Genomic DNA, 17,621 nt, shown 5'->3' with positions numbered 1-17,621 from the left:
GGCCAAGAGGCATAGTCACTCTCGGCCGACCTGATCCAAACGACAGACCCTAGGTGTCCTCACTCCCGCCCCGCCGCCACACTCGCCCGCCACTCCGGCGCGTCCGGCTGTTCGTGGAACTCCAGGAGGTGCTGGCCCGCATGGCGGGTCAGGGCGTCGCGGACCTGGCCGGGAGTGACGTGGAAGAACTCGCGGCGGGCGTTGACCCGGTTGACGCGCTGGGGCTCGAACTCCTGGTGCAGGGCCCGCTCCAGGCCCACCGCGTCGTCGCTGTAGATGAGGGCGTGGACGTCGAAGCGGAACGGTACGGAGGCGTCGCCGAGTTCGATGACACGGTCCATGGGGTCCAGCCGCCGGGTGAGGCCGATCTTGACCATGGACTCGCCGAAGGCGCCGATGTTGGAGATGACGTACACGTACCCGGCACGGCGGTTGGCCTCGCGCCGGTCGATGGCCTCCTCCTCCGCGTCCAGGTCGGTGAGCTTGCGCTCCAGTTCGGCGATCTGGGTGGCATCCGCCTGCCCTGCCGTACGGGCGCGGTTCAGCGCCAGGACGAGCCGGTTGCGCTCCTTGTCGAGGCGGGCGCGCTCACGGGCGATCTCCCGCTCCAGCCGCTCCTCCTCCCGCTGCCGTTCCCGTTCCTCGCGGCGCCGCTCCTTCTCCGCCTCCTGCTTGGCCAGGTGGTCGGCGGTCAGCTCCAATTCCTTCACGCGCAGCCGGTGGTACTGGTCCGTGACCTGGATCTGCATGGTCTTGCCGAGCTTGGCGATCGTCTCCCGGGACTTCACCAGCCGGTCGACGAGGGAGGCGAGACGGTGCGGCTTCATCCCGCGCACGGCGGCGTCCGCCTCGGCGTTGTACGCCCGCAGCATCAGCTTGGAGAAGTCCCGCACCATGCGCCGGCCCTCGGCGGCCGAGCCGTTGACGGTCCACTCGGTGACACCGACCACCGCACGGCCGTTCTTGGTCAGCGCCTTGTACTGCTCCTTGATCCGGTCCAGCTCGGCCTTGTACGCGACGGCGTCCGCCAGCGGGTGGCGGTACTCGTAGATCCCCGCTTCCTGGAGCAGCGCCAGGTCGTCGGTGACGACCAGCGCGCCGCGCGCGGCGGCGAGCCGGCGCTCGGCCTCCTGAGCCTGCGCCTCCATCTCGGTCAGCCGCTGCCGGGTGCCGTGCAGCTCGCCCTCGGCACGAACGGCGGCTGCCTCCACCTTGGCGTCCAGTACGGCGTCGATCCGCTCCAGCTCTCCCAGCCGCTCGGCATGGGTGCGGCCGATCCGCTCCGCCTCCTGCGCCAGCCGGGCGGCGTCGGCGCCGACTAGTGCGGACAGCTGGGCCTGGAGGCGGGCGTTCTCCGCGCGCAACGTCTCGGTGTCGGCCGCGTGCGCCCGCAGCTCGTCCCCGAGCCGCGCGGCCTCCGCCTCCGCCTCCCGGCGCCGCCGCCCGAAGAGACCGCCACCGGAGGAGGCCGGAGGCCGCGGCGACTGGGGCGGGACGGGCGCGGGCGAGGCCGGCTGGGCGTGGTGCGGGGCGGCGTACTGCGGCGGAACCGGGGCCGGTTGTGCGTACTGCGGGTGGACCGGGGCCGCCGGAGCGGGCTGCGCGTACTGCTGAGGAACGGGCGCCGCTTGAGTGTGCTGACCGTACTGCGGAGGGATTGGCGCAGTCTGCACGGGCTGCCCGTACTGCGGCGCACCCGCACCGCCCTGCGCCGCATACCACTGGCGCCACTGCCGCATGCACTCGGCGAGGTGCTGCCCGTCCCGCTTGTCCATGTTCTTGAACTCGGCCGCCCAGCCGCCGATGAACACGGTGAGCACCCCCTGCTCAAGCCCGCCCGACCACCGGATGTCGGTGATCTCCGGGAAGGAGTGCGTCACCATCCGCTGGCCGGACCAGTTCTGTGCCCGGAACAGGAAGCGCCGGTCGGTGAGGACGAGTACGCCCATCGCACGGTCATGGTGGGCCACTGCGAGGACCTGCACCATCTCGTCGGGCGCCAGCACCTCGGGGAGGCTGTGCACGGTGCCTTTGACGGGAAACCAGATGCCCTTGATCGCGGCTGCGGCCGCGTCCACGTCGGGCCGTGAGGACTGTACGGACACGGCGGTTCACTTTCTGTCGTACTGGATGACTGTATTTACCACCCATGCCGACACCGAGGTGCGGAAACCTCGGAAAGGCGAGCCCGGAACGACAAAAAGGCCCTTGCTCAGCAAGGGCCTTTGTGGTGTCCGAGGGGGGACTTGAACCCCCACGCCCGATAAAGGGCACTAGCACCTCAAGCTAGCGCGTCTGCCATTCCGCCACCCGGACAAGGTGTCTGTCACCCGGCCGGGGGTGTTCCCCGCGGCGACATGGACAACAATACCAAGGTTTCGGAGCGCCTTTCACCTGCGTATCTGTGCCTTCGGCCACCCCGGGTCAGGGGCAGCGGATCACCTGGCCGGCGTAGGAGAGGTTGCCGCCGAAGCCGAACAGGAGGGCCGGGTCGCCGGTGCGGACGGCGCCCTGTTCGATCAGCTTGGAGAGGGCGAGCGGGATGCTCGCGGCGGAGGTGTTGCCGGACTCGGTGACATCGCGGGCCACGACCGCGTTCACCGCGCCGATCTTCTGCGCCAGCGGCTCGATGATCCGCAGGTTGGCCTGGTGCAGGACGACCGCCGCCAGCTCGGCCGGGTCGACGCCGGCCTTCTCGCAGGCCCGCCGGGCGATCGGCGGGAGCTGGGTGGTGGCCCAGCGGTACACGCTCTGCCCCTCCTGCGCGAACCTCGGCGGCGTGCCCTCGATCCGTACCGCGTTGCCCATCTCCGGCACCGAACCCCACAGCACCGGCCCGATCCCGGCCTCCTCCCCCGGCGCGCACGCCTCGACCACCGCCGCGCCCGCGCCGTCGCCGACCAGGACGCAAGTGGTGCGGTCGGTCCAGTCGGTGACCTCGGACATCTTGTCCGCGCCGATCACCAGCGCACGCGTCGCGGCGCCCGCCCGTACCGTGTGGTCGGCGGTGGCCAGCGCGTGGGTGAAGCCGGCGCACACCACGTTGACGTCCATCGCGGCGGGCTCGGGAATGCCCAGCCGGGCCGCGACCCGGGCGGCGGTGTTAGGGGAGCGGTCGATCGCGGTGGAGGTGGCGACCAGCACCAGGTCGATGTCGCCGGGGGCGAGCCCGGCCGCGGCCAGGGCCTTGGCGGCGGCGTGCGCGGCCAGCTCGTCCACCGGTTCGTCGGGGCCCGCGATGTGCCGGGTGTGGATGCCGACCCGGCTGGTGATCCACTCGTCGCTGGTGTCGACCATGCGCGCCAGGTCCTCGTTGGTGAGCACCTTGGCGGGCTGGTAGTGGCCGATCGCGGCGATACGCGAGCCGTGCATGTCGGGGTCCCCTCACTGCTGCCGTGGTTGGCGGGACTCTCCAGTCTGCGCAGTGACTCACGGGTACGGGGGTACGTGAAGCCACAGGAATCGGGCATCCCCTTTGTCGGCTTCACGCAGACCCTCGTACGGGCGCCCGACACCTCACCCGGTGAACAGCTGCGTCGCCTTCCGCACCAGTTCGTACAGCCCGTAGGCGAGCGGCGCGCCCACCCAGAGCCAGGAGAGGGCGATCAGGGGGCGCCGGTCAGGCGGGCTGCTCTCGCTGGGCATCGGGGGCCTCCTTCGGGGCGGGGACGTGGTGACGGGGGTGGACGGGGCGGATCAGCTCGTTGGCGACGAAACCGACGAGGAGCAGGCCGATCATGATCGAGAAGGAGAGTCCGTACAGCGCGGGTCCGTGCTTGCCCGCGCCCTCCTGCCGGTCGGCGATCCAGTTGACGATCAGCGGGCCGAGTACGCCCGCGGTGGACCAGGCGGTGAGCAGCCGGCCGTGGATGGCGCCGACCTGATACGTGCCGAAGAGGTCCTTCAGATACGCGGGGACCGTGGCGAAGCCGCCGCCGTAGAAGGAGAGGACGACCAGCGCGCACAGCACGAACAGCGGCTTGGAGGTGTCCCCGAAAAGGGCGAGGACCAGGTACATCAGCGCGCCGACGCCCAGGTAGACCCGGTAGATGTTCTTGCGGCCGATGAGGTCGGAGGTGGAGGACCAGCCGATCCGGCCCGCCATGTTGGCCGCCGACAGCAGGGCGACGAAGCCAGCCGCCGCCGAGACGGAGACCGGGGTGGAGCTGTCCGCGAAGAAGTCCGTGATCATCGGCGCGGCCTTCTCCAGGATGCCGATCCCGGCCGTGACGTTGGTGCACAGCACGACCCACAGGAACCAGAACTGCGGGGTGCGCAGCGCGCTGCGGGCCGAGACCTGGACGCCCACGGCCGCGTCCGTGCCGCTCTTGGTGCGCCCGTCCGGCCGGGGCACCCGGACCAGCAGCACGCCGAGGGTCATGAACACGGCGTACGCGAGCCCGTGCACCAGGAACGCCAGCGCGATCCCGGAGTGGCCGGTGCCGAAGGACTCCAGCATCTGGGCCGACCACGGCGAGGCGATCAGGGCGCCGCCGCCGAAGCCCATGATGGCGATGCCGGTGGCCATGCCGGGCCGGTCCGGGAACCACTTCATCAGGGTGGAGACGGGCGAGATGTAGCCGATGCCCAGGCCGATGCCGCCGACGAACCCGTACCCGAGGACGATCAGCCAGTACTGCTGGGTCTGGGCGCCGAGCGCGGAGATCAGGAACCCGGAGGAGAAGCAGACCAGGGCCACGGTCATCGCCCAGCGCGGGCCGTTGCGCTCGACCAGGGTGCCGCCGAACGCGGCGGAAAGACCGAGCATCACGATCGCCAGCTGGAACGGCAGCGCGCTCTGGGTGCCGTCGAGGTGCAGCGCGGATTCCAGGGGTGGCTTGAACACGCTCCAGGCGTACGCCTGGCCGATGGAGAGGTGGACGGAGAGCGCGGCGGGCGGTACGAGCCAGCGGCTCCAGCCCGGGGGCGCGACAGGGGGGCTGCTCATGGGGCCGGACGGTAGGTCGGGGCGGGTGGGTTGAGAAGGAGGGGCGCGGCGCGTTTGCGGTGAACGGTCGGCTCCGTGCGTCGGGCGGTCGGTGGGAGGGGCCGTCGGGTGGCCGGTGGGAGGGGCCGCCGGGTGGCCGGAAAGGTACGCCCTCAGTCCCGTACGGCCGCGAAGTCCAGCCGTCCGACCATGGTGACCGTGCCCAGGCGGGGGAAGTCCAGCCGTACCGACGCGTCGTGCTCGGCGGCCGTGAACGCGGCCATGGCGTCCTCCACGAAGACCAGTTCGTAGCCCAGGTCGGCGGCGGCGCGGGCGGTGGACTCGACCCCCAGGTTGGTGGCGATGCCGCCGAGGACGAGGGTGTCGACGCCCTGGTCCCGCAGCAGCTCGTCCAGCCCGGTGCCCTGGAACGCCCCGATGGTCCGCTTGACCACCTCCCGGTCGCCCTCGTGGAGCAGTCCGGCCACGAGACCGCTGCCGGGCGGCTGTTCGGCGACGGCGGGCCGTTCGACCCGGACGAGTACGACGAGCGCTCCCCCGGCGCGGCACCGCGCCGCCAACTCCTCGCAGGCGGTGAGCACTTCGGTGCCCTTGCGGGGTTCAAGCGGCAGCGCGACGAGACGGTCCATGAGGTCGACGAGGACCAGGGCGGTGCGCCGGGGGTCGAGTACGGGGGCTGCGGTCATGACGGAACGTTAGCCCTCGCCCGCTGTCCGTGCCGGAAATCTGGATCAACGGGTGCGTGAACGAGACGCGTTCGGCGGTCTACGGGGCGCCGTCGCCGTCCGGCCGCACGCGCGGGCGGGGTACCTGGGCCTGTGCGGCCGGGGATTCCTCGGGGTCGTGGGCGCGGCGCTTGGCGATGACCGCGCAGACCATGAGCTGCATCTGGTGGAAGAGCATCAGCGGCAGTACGGCGAGGGAGGCGTGGGCGCCGAACAGGACGCCGGCCATGGGGAGTCCGGAGGCGAGGGACTTCTTCGACCCGGCGAACTGGATGGCGATGCGGTCGCCCCGGCCGAACCCGAGCGCCCGCGCCCCGTACCAGGTCAGCGCCAGCATCACCGCGAGCAGGACCGCCTCCACCAGGAGCAGCGCGCCGAGCCTCGGGACGCTCACCTGGTGCCAGATGCCCTGGGCCATGCCCTCGCTGAACGCGGTGTAGACGACCAGCAGGATCGAGCCACGGTCGACCAGTCCGAGCACCTTCTTGTGCCGGGCGACGAAGCCGCCGATCCAGCGCCGCAGGAGCTGTCCGGCGAGGAACGGCACCAGCAGTTGCAGCACGATCCTCAGCAGCGAGTCGGCGGAGAAGCCGCCGCCGGAGTTGCCCAGCAGCACGGAGGCGAGCAGCGGGGTGACCACGATGCCGACGAGGGAGGAGAAGGAGCCGGCGCAGATGGCGGCGGGGACGTTGCCGCGCGCGATGGAGGTGAAGGCGATGGAGGACTGGATGGTCGACGGCACCAGGGTGAGGAACAGCAGACCCTGGTACAGCGGCTGGGTCAGCAGTACCGGTACCAGTCCGCGCGCCGCCAGCCCGAGTAGCGGGAAGACGACGAAGGTGCAGGCCAGGACGGTGAGATGGAGCCGCCAGTGGCGCAGTCCGTCCATCGCCTCGCGGGTGGAGAGGCGGGCGCCGTAGAGGAAGAACAGGAACGCGATGGCGGCCGTCGAGGCACCGGAGGCCACGTCGGCGGCGACACCCCGCGCGGGCAGCAGCGCGGCCAGGCCCACCGTGCCGAGGAGCAGCGCGATGTACGGGTCGATGGGCAGCCGGCGTTTCACAGGGCTCCGTAGCGTGTCGGTGGGGGCGGACGATCTCCATCGTGCCCGGTCGGCGCCGATCGCGGAATCCGGCATACCGCTCTGACTGCGATCGCGGTTCGTGATGACCGGGCTAGGCTGGCCTCCATGTACGACCCCACGCACCTGCGGACGTTCCTCGCGGTGGCGCAGACGCTCAGCTTCACGCAGGCCGCGCGGCGGCTGGGGCTGCGGCAGTCGACGGTGAGCCAGCACGTGCGCCGGCTGGAGGAGGCGGCGGGCCGCCAGCTGTTCGCGCGTGACACCCACTCGGTGGAACTGACCGGCGACGGCGAGGCGATGCTCGGGTTCGCGCGGCGGCTGCTGGAGGTGCAGGAGCAGGCGTCGGCGTACTTCTCCGGCCCGCGCGTACGGGGCCGGCTGCGGTTCGGCGCCTCGGAGGACTTCGTGCTGACCCGGCTCCCGGAGATCCTGGAGGGCTTCCGGTACGACCATCCCGAGGTCGACCTCGAACTCACGGTGGAGCTGTCCGGCACGCTGCACGAGCGCCTGGCCGAGGGCAAGCTCGACCTGGTCCTCGCCAAGCGCCGCCCCGAGGACCCACGCGGCCGCCTGGTCTGGCGGGACGACCTCGTCTGGATCGGCACGGACCGCCTGCGCCTCGACCCGGACCGCCCCGTCCCCCTGATCGTCTATCCCCCACCCGGCATCACCCGCGCCCGCGCCCTGGAGACCCTGGACGCCCACTCCCGCCCCTACCGCGTCGTCTGCACCAGCGCCAGCCTCAACGGCCTCATCGCCGCCGCCCGAGCGGGCCTCGGCGTCATGGCCCACTCCCGCCACCTCATCCCCCCGGGCCTGACCCGTATCCCCGACCGCGCCGGCCTCCCCGACCTCGGCAAGGTCGACTTCACCCTGACCCACGCCCGCGCGAGGGGCACGACGGAGGGCGCGGCGAACGCACTCGCGGCGGCGATCCTGGCGGGCGGGGAGCGGCTGCGGCGGCGGAGCGGCTGAGGCTCCCGGAGGGGAGATGGCGCATTTCGCCCCGGCGCCCTTGTGGCAGTGACCGACAGCCTCCCCGACCCCTCTGCGCCACGCCCCACCCCGTGACCGGCCCGTACAGATTCGGTGGAGATTACGACCGGGGTACGTACCGACCCGTCAGTATCGTGTCCGGCCCTTCCGCATGTGCGGGGATTTTCCGGGTGGTGTCCGTGAGGTACGTGAGGTTTGGCCGGTTTCCGGACCCCTCCCATCCGGCCATTCGGTGGGGTAGCTTTCACGGCGCTGTGCGGAGCGTCGCGGGTCCGTGACGGAGGAGCGAGGAAGAGCGAGCAAGGGGGGAGCGAGGTTTGCGCGAGTTCACCAACCCTGCGACGGAGAGGGAGTCGGAGCCGCCGGTGGGCGGTCTGGCCGACACCGTCTTCGACAACGCGCGCACCGACCCGCTGCACATCGCCCTCGGCCGCAAGGACGATCAGGGCAAGTGGCGGGACGTGACCGCCGCCGAGTTCCGTGACGAGGTCGTCGCCCTCGCCAAGGGCCTGCTCGCCCAGGGCGTCCGCTTCGGCGACCGGGTCGCCATCATGTCCCGCACCCGTTACGAGTGGACCCTCTTCGACTTCGCGCTGTGGACGATCGGCGCCCAGGTGGTGCCGATCTACCCGACCTCCTCCGCCGAGCAGTGCTTCTGGATGCTGCACGACGCCGAGGTCACCTCCGCCGTGGTGGAGCACGAGGACCACGCGATGACGATCGCCACGGTCATCGGCCGCCTCCCCCGCCTGCGCCAGCTCTGGCAGCTCGACGCGAACTGCGTACGGGAGCTGTACGACGCCGGGGCGCACCTGGACGACGATGTGGTGCACCGGCACCGCGCGGCGGTCACCCCGGAGTCCACCGCCACCGTCATCTACACCTCGGGCACCACCGGCCGCCCCAAGGGCTGCGTCCTCTCGCACGGCAACTTCATGTTCGAGGCGGACGCGGTGATCCGCCGCTGGGAGTCGGTGTTCCACTCAAAAAAGGGCGACGAGGCGTCCACCCTGCTCTTCCTGCCGCTGGCGCACGTCTTCGGCCGCATGGTGGAGGTCGCCGCGCTCCGGGGCCGGGTCCGCTTCGGCCACCAGCCCCAGCTGCACGCGGCCGCCCTGCTGCCGGACCTCGCCGCGTTCCGGCCGACGTTCATCCTGGCGGTGCCGTACATCTTCGAGAAGGTGTTCAACTCGGCCCGGCGCAAGGCGGAGAAGGACGGCAAGGCGACGCCCTTCGAGAAGGCGGTCGACGTGGCCGTGAAGTACGCCGACGCCCTGGAGGCCAAGGCGTGGGGCATCGGCCCCGGTCCCTCGGCGGGCCTGAGGATGCAGCACCAGCTCTTCGACAAGCTGGTGTACTCCAAGGTCCGCGCGGCGATGGGCGGCCGTATCCGCAACGCGATGTCGGGCGGCTCGGCGATGGACCGCCGCCTCGGCCTGTTCTTCGCGGGCGCCGGCGTCCAGATCTACGAGGGCTACGGCCTGACCGAGTCGACGGCCGCCGCCACCGCCAACCCGCCCGAGCGCACCCGCTACGGCACCGTCGGCCAGGCCGTCCCCGGGGTGAGCGTGCACGTCGCCGACGACGGCGAGGTCTGGCTGCACGGCGGGAACGTCTTCCAGGGCTACCTCAACAACCCCAAGGCGACCGACGAGACCCTGCACGACGGCTGGCTCGCCACCGGTGACCTGGGCTCGCTGGACGAGGACGGCTATCTGACCATCACCGGCCGCAAGAAGGAGATCCTGGTGACCTCCGGCGGCAAGAGCGTCTCCCCCGGCGTGCTGGAGGAGCGGGTGCGGGATCATCCGCTGGTCAACCAGTGCATCGTCGTCGGCAACGACCGCCCGTACATCGCGGCGCTGGTCACCCTGGACCAGGAGGCGGTCGACCACTGGCTCCAGATGCGCGGCAAGCCCCGCCCGGCCCCGGCCGAGCTGGTGCACGACGCCGATCTGGAGACCGAGGTGCGCCGGGCGGTGGTCGCGGCGAACACTCTGGTCTCGCAGGCTGAGTCGATCCGTACGTTCCGCATCCTGGCCCAGCCGTTCACCGAGGAGCACGGGCTGCTGACGCCGTCGCTGAAGCTGAAGCGCAAGGCGATCGAGAAGGCGTACGAGCACGAGGTGGAAGCCCTCTACCGGTCCTGATCCCGCCGTCAGGAATGCGGACCGGCCGATGATCGTTGACGATGGGTACAGCACCTGTCCACAACCGAAGGATCACAGGCTCGTGAGCAGCAAGGTCCCCCCGATCATCCTCAACAACGGTGTCGAGATGCCCCAGCTCGGCTTCGGCGTCTGGCAGGTCCCGGACGACGAGGCGGAGCGCGCGGTCGCCACGGCGCTGGAGACCGGGTACCGCAGCATCGACACCGCGGCGATCTACGGCAACGAAGAGGGCACCGGCAAGGCCATCGCGGCCTCCGGCCTGCCCCGCGAGGACCTCTTCGTCACCACCAAGCTCTGGAACAGCGACCAGGGGTACGACTCCACCCTGCGTGCCTTCGACACGTCGCTGGCGAAGCTCGGTCTCGACTACCTCGACCTCTATCTGATCCACTGGCCGCTGCCCGCGCGGGACAACTACCTCGACACCTACAAGGCGTTCGAGAAGCTGTACTCCGACGGCCGCATCCGCGCGATCGGAGTGTCCAACTTCCTGCCCGAGCACCTTCAGCGGCTGATCGCGGAGACGTCCGTCGTCCCGGCGGTCGACCAGATCGAGCTGCACCCGCAGCTCCAGCAGCGCGCGGCGCGGGAGTTCAACGCCGAGCACGGCATCGCGACCGAGGCGTGGTCGCCGCTCGGCCAGGGCAAGGGCCTGCTGGAGGTCCCGGCGATCGTCGCCATCGCCCAGAAGCACGGGCGTACGCCCGCGCAGGTCGTGCTCCGCTGGCACATCCAGCTGGGCAACATCGTCATCCCGAAGTCCGTGACGCCGTCGCGGATCAAGGAGAACATCGAGGTGTTCGACTTCAGCCTGGACGACGAGGACCTCGCCGCCATCAGCGCGCTGGACGAGAACAAGCGGCTGGGTCCCGACCCGGCCACGTTCGACATGGTCTGACACCTCCGCGCCACCGGGCCGCCCGTCCCGTCCCCGGGGCGGGCGGCGCCGCGTGCCGCCTCGCCGGGAAGGGCTCCGCGCCGTGCGTCTTCGTCCCCTGGGTCTCGCCACCGCCGCCGGGACCGTCCTGCTCTGCGCCACGGCCCTGGCCGCCGCGCAGGGTGACACGCCGAGGCGGGCCCGGGAGGGCACGATCCCCGCGGCCGACCTGCTGGCCAAGGTACGGACCTGCGACCGGGTCTCCGCAGGTCTGTACCGCACCGACGCCGAGAGCCCCGCGACCGTCCCGGTGTGCGGGCTGGAGGGCGCGGTGTTCTGGCAGGCGGACCTGGACGTGGACTGCGACGGGCAGCGCACCGCGAACTGCAACGAGGACCGCGACCCCTGGTACCAGGACGACACCGCCTACCACCAGTCCGACGGCAGGCCGCTGCGCGCCGACACGCTACCGTACGTGGTGGTGCCCGGCAACAGCGCCCTGTGGGACCCCGCGGCGGCCGGCATCGCGGGCGGCGCAGTGGTCGCCGTCATCCACGGCGACCGGGTGGAGTACGCCGTCGTCGGGGACACCGGCCCGAAGGAGATCATCGGCGAGGCGTCGTACGCGACCGCCGAGGCGCTCGGCATCGACCCGGACCCGGCGACCGGGGGCGCCGAGTCCGGGGTGACGTACATCCTGTTCAAGGAGGCGCGGGTGTCCCCGGTCGAGAGCCATGACGCGGCGGTCGCGCTCGGGGACCGGCTGGCCCGGCAACTCCTCGCGGCGAACTGACTCAGCGGGGGCGTACGGCCGTGTAGACGGTGTACGCGTCCAGCACGAACAGGTCGGCCCGCTGGTACAGGCTCTCCGGGTCGGCGCGGTCGAGGAGGCGGTCCACGGTGGCCCGGTCGTCGGCGTCCAGGACGTCGCCGAGGCCGTCGCGCAGCCGGGTGAAGTAGGCGGCGGCGTAGTCGCGGGCGGCCTCGTCGGCGGGGGCGGGCAGGTCCAGCAGGAAGGTACGGGTGCGGGTGGGCTTCAGGCCGGCCGAGGTGAGCAGGGCGGGCCAGTCCTCGGGCTCGGCGACGGCGCCGGGCAGTTCGGCGCGCATCCGGCTGAACCACTCCTCCTCGGCCGCGTTGAGCCGGGACTGGAGTCCGGGGCGGCCGATGCCGATGTCGCGGGGCAGGTAGCGGGCGGGGAGACCGCCCTCCAGGAGGGCGAGGGTGCCGCCGGGGGCGAGCCGCTCCACGAACGCGGCGAGCGCGGCCCGCTGGTCCCCGAGGTGGTGCAGGCTGCGGCTGGCCCACAGCAGGTCGGCCGGGAACTCCAACTCGTCCAGTGCTTCCGGGAGTTCACCGGTGACGGTGGAGAAGCGGCCGTCCACGCCGAGGCGGGCGGCGCGGGCGCGGGCGCGCTCCAGCAGGGGTCCACTGCCGTCGACGGCGGTGACCCGGGCGCCGGGGAACTCCTCGGCGAACAGGCAGGCGACGACGCCGGGGCCGCTGCCCGCGTCCACGATCAGGCCCGGCTCGGGGGTCTCCTCGGCGAGCCAGGCCATCGCCTCGCGGTAGGCGGGCGCGAGCAGCTCCGCCTGGGACTCCAGTACCGGGCCCATCTCGGCCCAGTCGATGTCGGTCTGATGCCCGTGCCCGTGTCCGTGCCCGTGCCCGGCGGGTTTGTGGTGGTCGTGCGCCATGCTGGTCGGCCTCTCTTCCCCGGCTCTGCTCCGGCTGCGCCCAGCGTGCGACGGGGCGGTGGCCGACGGCAAGAACTGTTGCCGATACGGCAAGCCTCGGAGCCGCGCGGCTGGACCGGGTGGGTGCGGTCGGGGGCATGGGCGGGCGGTATGGCCGGCCGGGTGCGGCCGGTCAGTGCGGGCGGGCCCCTACCCGGACCGCCGGTACGCGTGCAGGGTGAAGACGGGGTCCGCGCGGGGACGGTCCTGGTCGGGCAGGCGGGCCAGCCGCGCGGCGAACTCCTCGGTACGCGGCTCGCCGGGCGGCAGCAGGGTGAACCACCCGCGCCGGAGGTCCTTGATCGTCCGGCGCGGGCTGCGCCCCTGCCCGACCCCGGTGAACCGCGCCTGCCCGGTCCTGACCAGCCCGGCCCCGGCGGCGTACGCGTCCACCTTGGCCGGGTCGTCGGAGGCGGGCCGCCGGGGGCGCGGCCCGAGCACGGCGTCGATGTCACTGCCCACGTCGTGCGCCCTCGCCTTGTCGACGGTTGTCACATAGGTCCCGCCAGGCCGCAACACCCGCGCGCACTCCCCGAGCACGGCCCGCAGATCGGCGGGATCGTCCATCAGATGCAGCAGCCACACACTGGTGACGACGTCGAACACCCCGTCCGGAAAGGGCAGTCGCCGGCTGTCCCCCCGCACCACGGCACCGGGCACCCGAACAGCCGCCCTCCCCGCCATCGCCGACGTGAGATCGACCCCCGTCACCCGCAACCCCGGCCGCGCCTCGATCAGTTGCCGCGTGACGATCCCGGTACCGCACCCGTTGTCCAGCAGCCGCCCCCCACCCTCCGGAACCAGCCCGAGCACGGCATCGGCAGCGGCCCGAGCACGGGGCTCCCCGCCACGAAGTTGGTCATAGGACTCGGCTTCCTTGTCGTAGTCGAGCACGGGGTTCGTGTGCCCGCGGATTCCGCGCCTACTCGGCCAACTCCCGCCCCCCAGTGGCTGATTGATCCCTCCTGTGCGCAGGACCCCCGCGTGGCAGACTGGCTGTACGGATCAGTGGGGAGGGGGCCGGGGTGAGTGAGCGGCGGGCCGCTCCCACGGTGGGGCAGGTGGTGCTCGGGCGGCGGTTGCAGGAGCTGCGGGAGTCGGCCGGGCTGAGCCGGGACGAGGCGGCGCGGGTGCTGCGGGTGGCCTCGGCGACCGTGCGGCGGATGGAGACGGCCGAGGTCGCGCTGAAGATCCCGTACGTGCAGGCGCTGCTGGCCGCGTACGGGGTGGGCGAGGAGGAGGCCGCCGCGTTCGTGCGGCTGGCCGAGGAGGCCAACCAGCCGGACTGGTGGCAGCGCTTCCACGACGTGCTGCCGGACTGGTTCAGCCTGTACGTCAGCCTGGAGGGCGCCGCCCGCCTGATCCGGTCCTACGAGCCCCACTTCATCCCCGGCCTGCTCCAGACCGAGGCGTACGCGCGGGCGGTGCTGGAGGCCGGGCCCATAGGGCAGCACGGCGCGGAGACGGTGGAGCGGCATGTGGCGCTGCGCCTGGAGCGGCAGCGGCTGCTGGAGCGGGAGGACGCCCCGCACCTGTGGTTCGTGATGGACGAGACGGTGCTGCGCCGCCCGGTGAGCACGCGGTCCGAGGTGATGCGCGACCAGCTGGACCGGCTGCTGGAGTACGCCGACCGGGACGGCATCACCATCCAGCTCGCGGAGTTCGCGGCCGGCCCGCACCCGGGGGCGTACGCCCCCTTCACCCTGTTCCGGTTCGCCGAACGGGAGCTGCCGGACATGGTGTTCACCGAGTATCTGACCGGCGCGCTCTACCTCGACTCGCGCGAGGAGGTGGCCGCGCACCTGGAGGTGCTGGACCACATGACGGCGCTGGCCGCCTCCGCGCAGCGCACCCAGAAGCTGCTGCGGGAGTTCCGCGAGAGCCTGTGACCGGTGCCGCGCCCATGACGTGCGGGACGCGGCACCGGAAAGCCGGCGGGCTTCAGGCCAGCTCGGCCGTGAGGGTGATCTCGGTGCCGGTCAGGGCCTGGCTGACCGGGCAGTTCTTCTTGGCGTCCTCGGCGGCCGCCTGGAAGCCCTCCGCGTCCAGACCGGGGACCTCGCCGCGCACGGTGAGGTGGATGCCGGTGATGCCCTCGCCGGGCTGGAAGGTGACGTCGGCCCTGGTCTCCAGCCGGGTGGGCGGGGTACCGGCGCCGGTAAGGCCGTGCGACAGGGCCATGGAGAAGCAGCTGGAGTGCGCGGCGGCGATCAGCTCCTCCGGGCTGGTGCGGCCGTTCGCCTTCTCGGCGCGCGACGGCCACGACACCGGCTGGGAGCCGATGCCGGAGGAGTCGAACGTGACGGTGCCGCTGCCCGACAGCAGTTCGCCTTCCCAGTCCGTGTGTGCGGTGCGCGTGGTAGCCACGGTGGTTCCTTTCGCGGGTGTTTGGGTGTTCCGGGTCCTGTTGCCCCGTACCCCCGTGACCCCATCCGATCACATCAAGGGTCGCCGCAGCGTCAGGACCCGTCCGCCGGCTCAGGCCGCCCGGGGCTCGGGGTCGGCGTCGAGCGGCACCTCGGGGCCGTTCAACTCGCCGAGCCAGCGGCGCAGTACGCCGTGCACGCGCTCGGCGCCGGTCAGCGCCTCGCCGTCCTCGCCGGGCATGGAGAGGGGGAGCGGGGAGAGCAGGAACGGGCGGGACTGGGCGCCGCCGAGGCCGCCGTGGGAGCCGATCTGCTCCTCGAAGGCGTGGATCTGCCCGGTGGCCGGGTCGTGCCAGGAGTTGACCATGATGTCGGCGGTGTGCGGGAAGGCGTGCGTCCGGCGTACCGCGTCGACGGCGCCGGGGCCGAAGCGGGCCAGCGGTCCCGGCCGTTCGTCCAGTTCGGCCAGCGGGATCTCGGTGCCGCAGGGGCCGAGGACCACCCCGTCGTGCTCGGCGCTGCGGACCAGCAGGAAGCCGATGCCGGGATGGTTGGCGAGGGTGGGGAGCAGCGCCGGGTGGCGGGCGTCGATCTCCTCCTTGGTCATCCGGTGCGGGACGTCGGGGAAGGAGACCAGGCCGAGGTTGCCGGAGGCGAGCACGACGGGCTCGGAGCCGTCCTCCCCGGCCACGGGGACACCGTCGCCCCGGCCCAGGGCGGCGCGTACGGCGGCGCGGGCCTCGGCGCCGCTCGGGGTGCGCCCGGCGCCGCGCGGCACGGGGAGTCCGCTGCCGGCGCGGACGAGGTCGGCGAGGGTGAGGCCGTAGCGGGAGCGGAAGGTCTCGCCGGGGCTCTGCCCGTGGTCGGAGAGGACGACCAGGCGGTAGGGGCGCGGGGCGTGCTCGGCGGCCTTCTCGATCAGCGCGAGGGAGCGGTCGAGGCGCTTGAGGACCTGGCGGGCGTCGCGGCTGTCCGGTCCTGAGTGGTGGGCGACCTCGTCGTAGGCGACGAGGTCGGCGTAGACGGCGGTGCGGCCGGCGAGCAGGTCGCCCATCACGGCGGCGACGACCACGTCCCGTTCGACGACGGTGGCGAAGGCGCGGACGAACGGGTAGAGGCCGCCCCGGCCGACGCGCGGGTGGGTTCCGGCGAACCGGGCGCGGGTGGACTGGCCGATCTCGCGGCCGATCTCGGCGAAGAAGGACAGCGCGGTGCGCACCGCGTTGGCGGGGTCGGAGAAGTAGGCGAAGTACCCGGCGCGGGAACGGTTCTCCCGGCCCCGGCGGCGGGTGGCGATGGACAGGACGAGGGCCTGCTCCCCCGCGCCGCCGCTGAACAGGTTGCCCCGGCTGGCGCCGTCGACGGCGAGGAGTCCCGCCTCGCCGGTGCGGACGGTGGCGCGGCGCTGCAACTCGGCGGCGGAGGCGGGCCGGTTGCAGACCATGACCTCGCCGCGCTCCTTCTCGTACCAGCGGAAGGCGGGCACGTCCCAGGTGCTGCCGTGCAGGATGCCGAGCTGGCTGGCGCCGGTCTGGCTGGACCAGTCGGTGCGCCAGGCGGTGAGCCGGTGGGTGGGCGGGATGACGCCGTCGGCGGCGAGCCAGCGGGCGACGGTGGGCATCAGGCCGTCGCGGACGGCGGCGGTGAGCACGTCGTGGCCGACGCCGTCGAGCTGGACGCAGACCAGGCCGGGGGTGCTCGCGCAGGGCAGGGCGGCTCTTCGGCGCCGGCCGGCCAGCCGCAGCAGCCGGCGCCGGTAGGCGTCGTCGTCGCGTACGGCGAGCGCGCCGCCGGTCGCGGAGGCGACCGCGGACATCACGGCGGCGACGATGACGGCGGTCTCGGGCGCCACCTCGCCCCGCCCGGAGGGGTTGACGCGCAGCGCGAGCAGCAGCAGGGAGCCGTTGAGGAAGAAGACCAGCAGGCCGAGGAAGAGCGCGGGCACCAGCAGCAGCGTCCGCACCAGCACCGGCCAGAGAAGCGCCGACAGCAGACCGAACGCCCCCGCGCCGCAGGCGGCGGTGACGGCGATACGGGTGGCGCTGTCACCGTCGGGCGACTGGAGCCGGAAGTCGGGGAGGAGTCCGGCGAGCAGGAGCATGGTGAGGGTGGAGACCGCCCACACCGTGACGCTCCGGCCGATCTGACCGGCAACCCGTCGCCACCCCACGCCCCGCGCACCTCACGTTCCGGCCCGCCCCGCGGGGCCTTCCCCCCACCTTGTCATACCGGCCGGGGACGCCGGGGCGGCTCATTTGCCGTCGTACCCGGCCGTGGGCATGGAGAGCCGCCGGTGCACGCGTGCCTTCATCCGGGCGTCGTAGGCGGGTTCGGCGCTGCCGACCGTCTCCACGTGGACGCCGCGCCGGGCGCACTCGGCGGTGAACTCCTCCGCCGAGGACAGCGCGCGTTCCAGCACGCGCCTGCTGGGGGCGACGAAGACGTCCACGCCGGGGCGTACGCCGTCCCAGAGGGCGTCGTGGTCGAAGCGCAGGCCGCCGACGAGGAGTTCGCGGGTGACCACGAAGCCCTGCTCGGCGGCCCAGCGGGCGCACATGGCGTGCTGGCTGCGGGAGTCGACCAGGAAGGGGTCGGCCTCCAGCTCCTCCAGCGGGGTCAGGCTGGCGATGGCGGTGATCCGTACCGCCGCAGGCGCGGCCGAGGCACCCCGTAACGGTCCCATGGCGTCCCCTCACCTCCGGGTTTCGCCGCCGACCC

General features: G+C 72.4%; 16 protein-coding genes and 1 tRNA gene. 5 read left to right on the top strand and 12 right to left on the bottom strand.

The genetic code is table 11. The features are described 5' to 3' along the window. Positions 1–59: 59 nt before the first annotated feature. The 7 genes from D0Z67_RS24265 to D0Z67_RS24240 form a co-directional block, all read right to left on the bottom strand. Positions 60–2,105 carry an SNIPE associated domain-containing protein gene (locus tag D0Z67_RS24265; RefSeq protein WP_107059663.1) on the bottom strand — a complete coding sequence of 682 codons (2,046 nt, stop codon included), beginning with the start codon at positions 2,103–2,105 and terminating at the stop codon, positions 60–62. A 123-nt stretch (positions 2,106–2,228) separates the two neighbouring features. Then, positions 2,229–2,316: transfer RNA gene (locus tag D0Z67_RS24260), tRNA-Leu, on the bottom strand. A 108-nt stretch (positions 2,317–2,424) separates the two neighbouring features. Beyond that, on the bottom strand, positions 2,425–3,372 hold the full coding sequence (locus tag D0Z67_RS24255) for a beta-ketoacyl-ACP synthase III (protein ID WP_031183787.1): 948 nt from the start codon (positions 3,370–3,372) through the stop codon (positions 2,425–2,427). Positions 3,373–3,516: 144 nt separating this feature from the next. Continuing rightward, positions 3,517–3,645 (bottom strand): MFS transporter small subunit, encoded by a 129-nt coding sequence (locus D0Z67_RS30440; RefSeq protein WP_267974119.1) that lies wholly within the window; start codon positions 3,643–3,645, stop codon positions 3,517–3,519. Next, entirely contained in the window at positions 3,620–4,948 is a 1,329-nt protein-coding gene (locus D0Z67_RS24250; RefSeq protein WP_031183786.1) for an OFA family MFS transporter, read from the bottom strand. Before D0Z67_RS24250 ends, D0Z67_RS30440 begins: the two co-directional genes overlap by 26 nt. 152 nt (positions 4,949–5,100) lie before the next feature. Next, positions 5,101–5,634, bottom strand: coding sequence for an isochorismatase family protein (locus tag D0Z67_RS24245; protein ID WP_031183785.1), 534 nt, complete (start codon positions 5,632–5,634; stop codon positions 5,101–5,103). A gap of 79 nt (positions 5,635–5,713) precedes the next feature. Continuing rightward, positions 5,714–6,724: a bile acid:sodium symporter family protein gene (locus D0Z67_RS24240; RefSeq protein WP_031183784.1), complete on the bottom strand. Its 1,011-nt coding sequence runs from the start codon at positions 6,722–6,724 to the stop codon at positions 5,714–5,716. A gap of 138 nt (positions 6,725–6,862) precedes the next feature. Between D0Z67_RS24240 and D0Z67_RS24235 the strand changes: the two genes are divergently transcribed. The 4 genes from D0Z67_RS24235 to D0Z67_RS24220 all read left to right on the top strand — a co-directional run bounded on the left by D0Z67_RS24235 (position 6,863) and on the right by D0Z67_RS24220 (position 11,594). Further along, a complete protein-coding gene (locus D0Z67_RS24235) occupies positions 6,863–7,732 on the top strand; it encodes a LysR substrate-binding domain-containing protein (protein ID WP_031183783.1) in 870 nt (289 codons plus the stop codon). Positions 7,733–8,070: 338 nt separating this feature from the next. Beyond that, positions 8,071–9,903 (top strand): AMP-dependent synthetase/ligase, encoded by a 1,833-nt coding sequence (locus D0Z67_RS24230; RefSeq protein WP_031183782.1) that lies wholly within the window; start codon positions 8,071–8,073, stop codon positions 9,901–9,903. An 82-nt stretch (positions 9,904–9,985) separates the two neighbouring features. Beyond that, positions 9,986–10,822 (top strand): aldo/keto reductase, encoded by an 837-nt coding sequence (locus tag D0Z67_RS24225; protein ID WP_031183781.1) that lies wholly within the window; start codon positions 9,986–9,988, stop codon positions 10,820–10,822. A gap of 82 nt (positions 10,823–10,904) precedes the next feature. Next, complete coding sequence (locus tag D0Z67_RS24220; RefSeq protein ID WP_031183780.1) at positions 10,905–11,594, top strand: glycoside hydrolase family 75 protein; 690 nt, start codon at positions 10,905–10,907, stop codon at positions 11,592–11,594. 1 nt (position 11,595) lies between these two features. Here D0Z67_RS24220 and D0Z67_RS24215 read toward each other — a convergent pair whose 3' ends face one another. Together D0Z67_RS24215 and D0Z67_RS24210 are read right to left on the bottom strand one after the other, a co-directional pair. Further along, on the bottom strand, positions 11,596–12,498 hold the full coding sequence (locus tag D0Z67_RS24215; RefSeq protein WP_031183779.1) for a class I SAM-dependent methyltransferase: 903 nt from the start codon (positions 12,496–12,498) through the stop codon (positions 11,596–11,598). Positions 12,499–12,687: 189 nt separating this feature from the next. After that, on the bottom strand, positions 12,688–13,431 hold the full coding sequence (locus tag D0Z67_RS24210; protein ID WP_031183778.1) for a class I SAM-dependent methyltransferase: 744 nt from the start codon (positions 13,429–13,431) through the stop codon (positions 12,688–12,690). 131 nt (positions 13,432–13,562) lie between these two features. On the opposite strand from D0Z67_RS24210, the gene D0Z67_RS24205 reads away from it, so the two are divergent. Further along, positions 13,563–14,426, top strand: coding sequence for a helix-turn-helix domain-containing protein (locus D0Z67_RS24205; protein WP_031183777.1), 864 nt, complete (start codon positions 13,563–13,565; stop codon positions 14,424–14,426). Between the two features lie 52 nt (positions 14,427–14,478). On the opposite strand, the gene D0Z67_RS24200 is transcribed toward D0Z67_RS24205, so the two are convergent. The 3 genes from D0Z67_RS24200 to D0Z67_RS24190 form a co-directional block, all read right to left on the bottom strand. Further along, positions 14,479–14,904: an OsmC family protein gene (locus D0Z67_RS24200; RefSeq protein ID WP_031183776.1), complete on the bottom strand. Its 426-nt coding sequence runs from the start codon at positions 14,902–14,904 to the stop codon at positions 14,479–14,481. 111 nt (positions 14,905–15,015) lie between these two features. Further along, a complete protein-coding gene (locus D0Z67_RS24195; protein ID WP_037776149.1) occupies positions 15,016–17,073 on the bottom strand; it encodes a phage holin family protein in 2,058 nt (685 codons plus the stop codon). 81 nt (positions 17,074–17,154) lie between these two features. Then, a complete protein-coding gene (locus D0Z67_RS24190; protein WP_031183774.1) occupies positions 17,155–17,586 on the bottom strand; it encodes a hypothetical protein in 432 nt (143 codons plus the stop codon). Positions 17,587–17,621 lie beyond the last annotated feature (35 nt).

The sequence above is a fragment of the Streptomyces seoulensis genome (assembly GCF_004328625.1).
In the GTDB taxonomy this organism is placed as follows: domain Bacteria; phylum Actinomycetota; class Actinomycetes; order Streptomycetales; family Streptomycetaceae; genus Streptomyces; species Streptomyces seoulensis.
The sequence above is the reverse complement of the archived record's forward strand: the minus strand, read 5'-3'. Positions and strand labels throughout refer to the sequence as shown.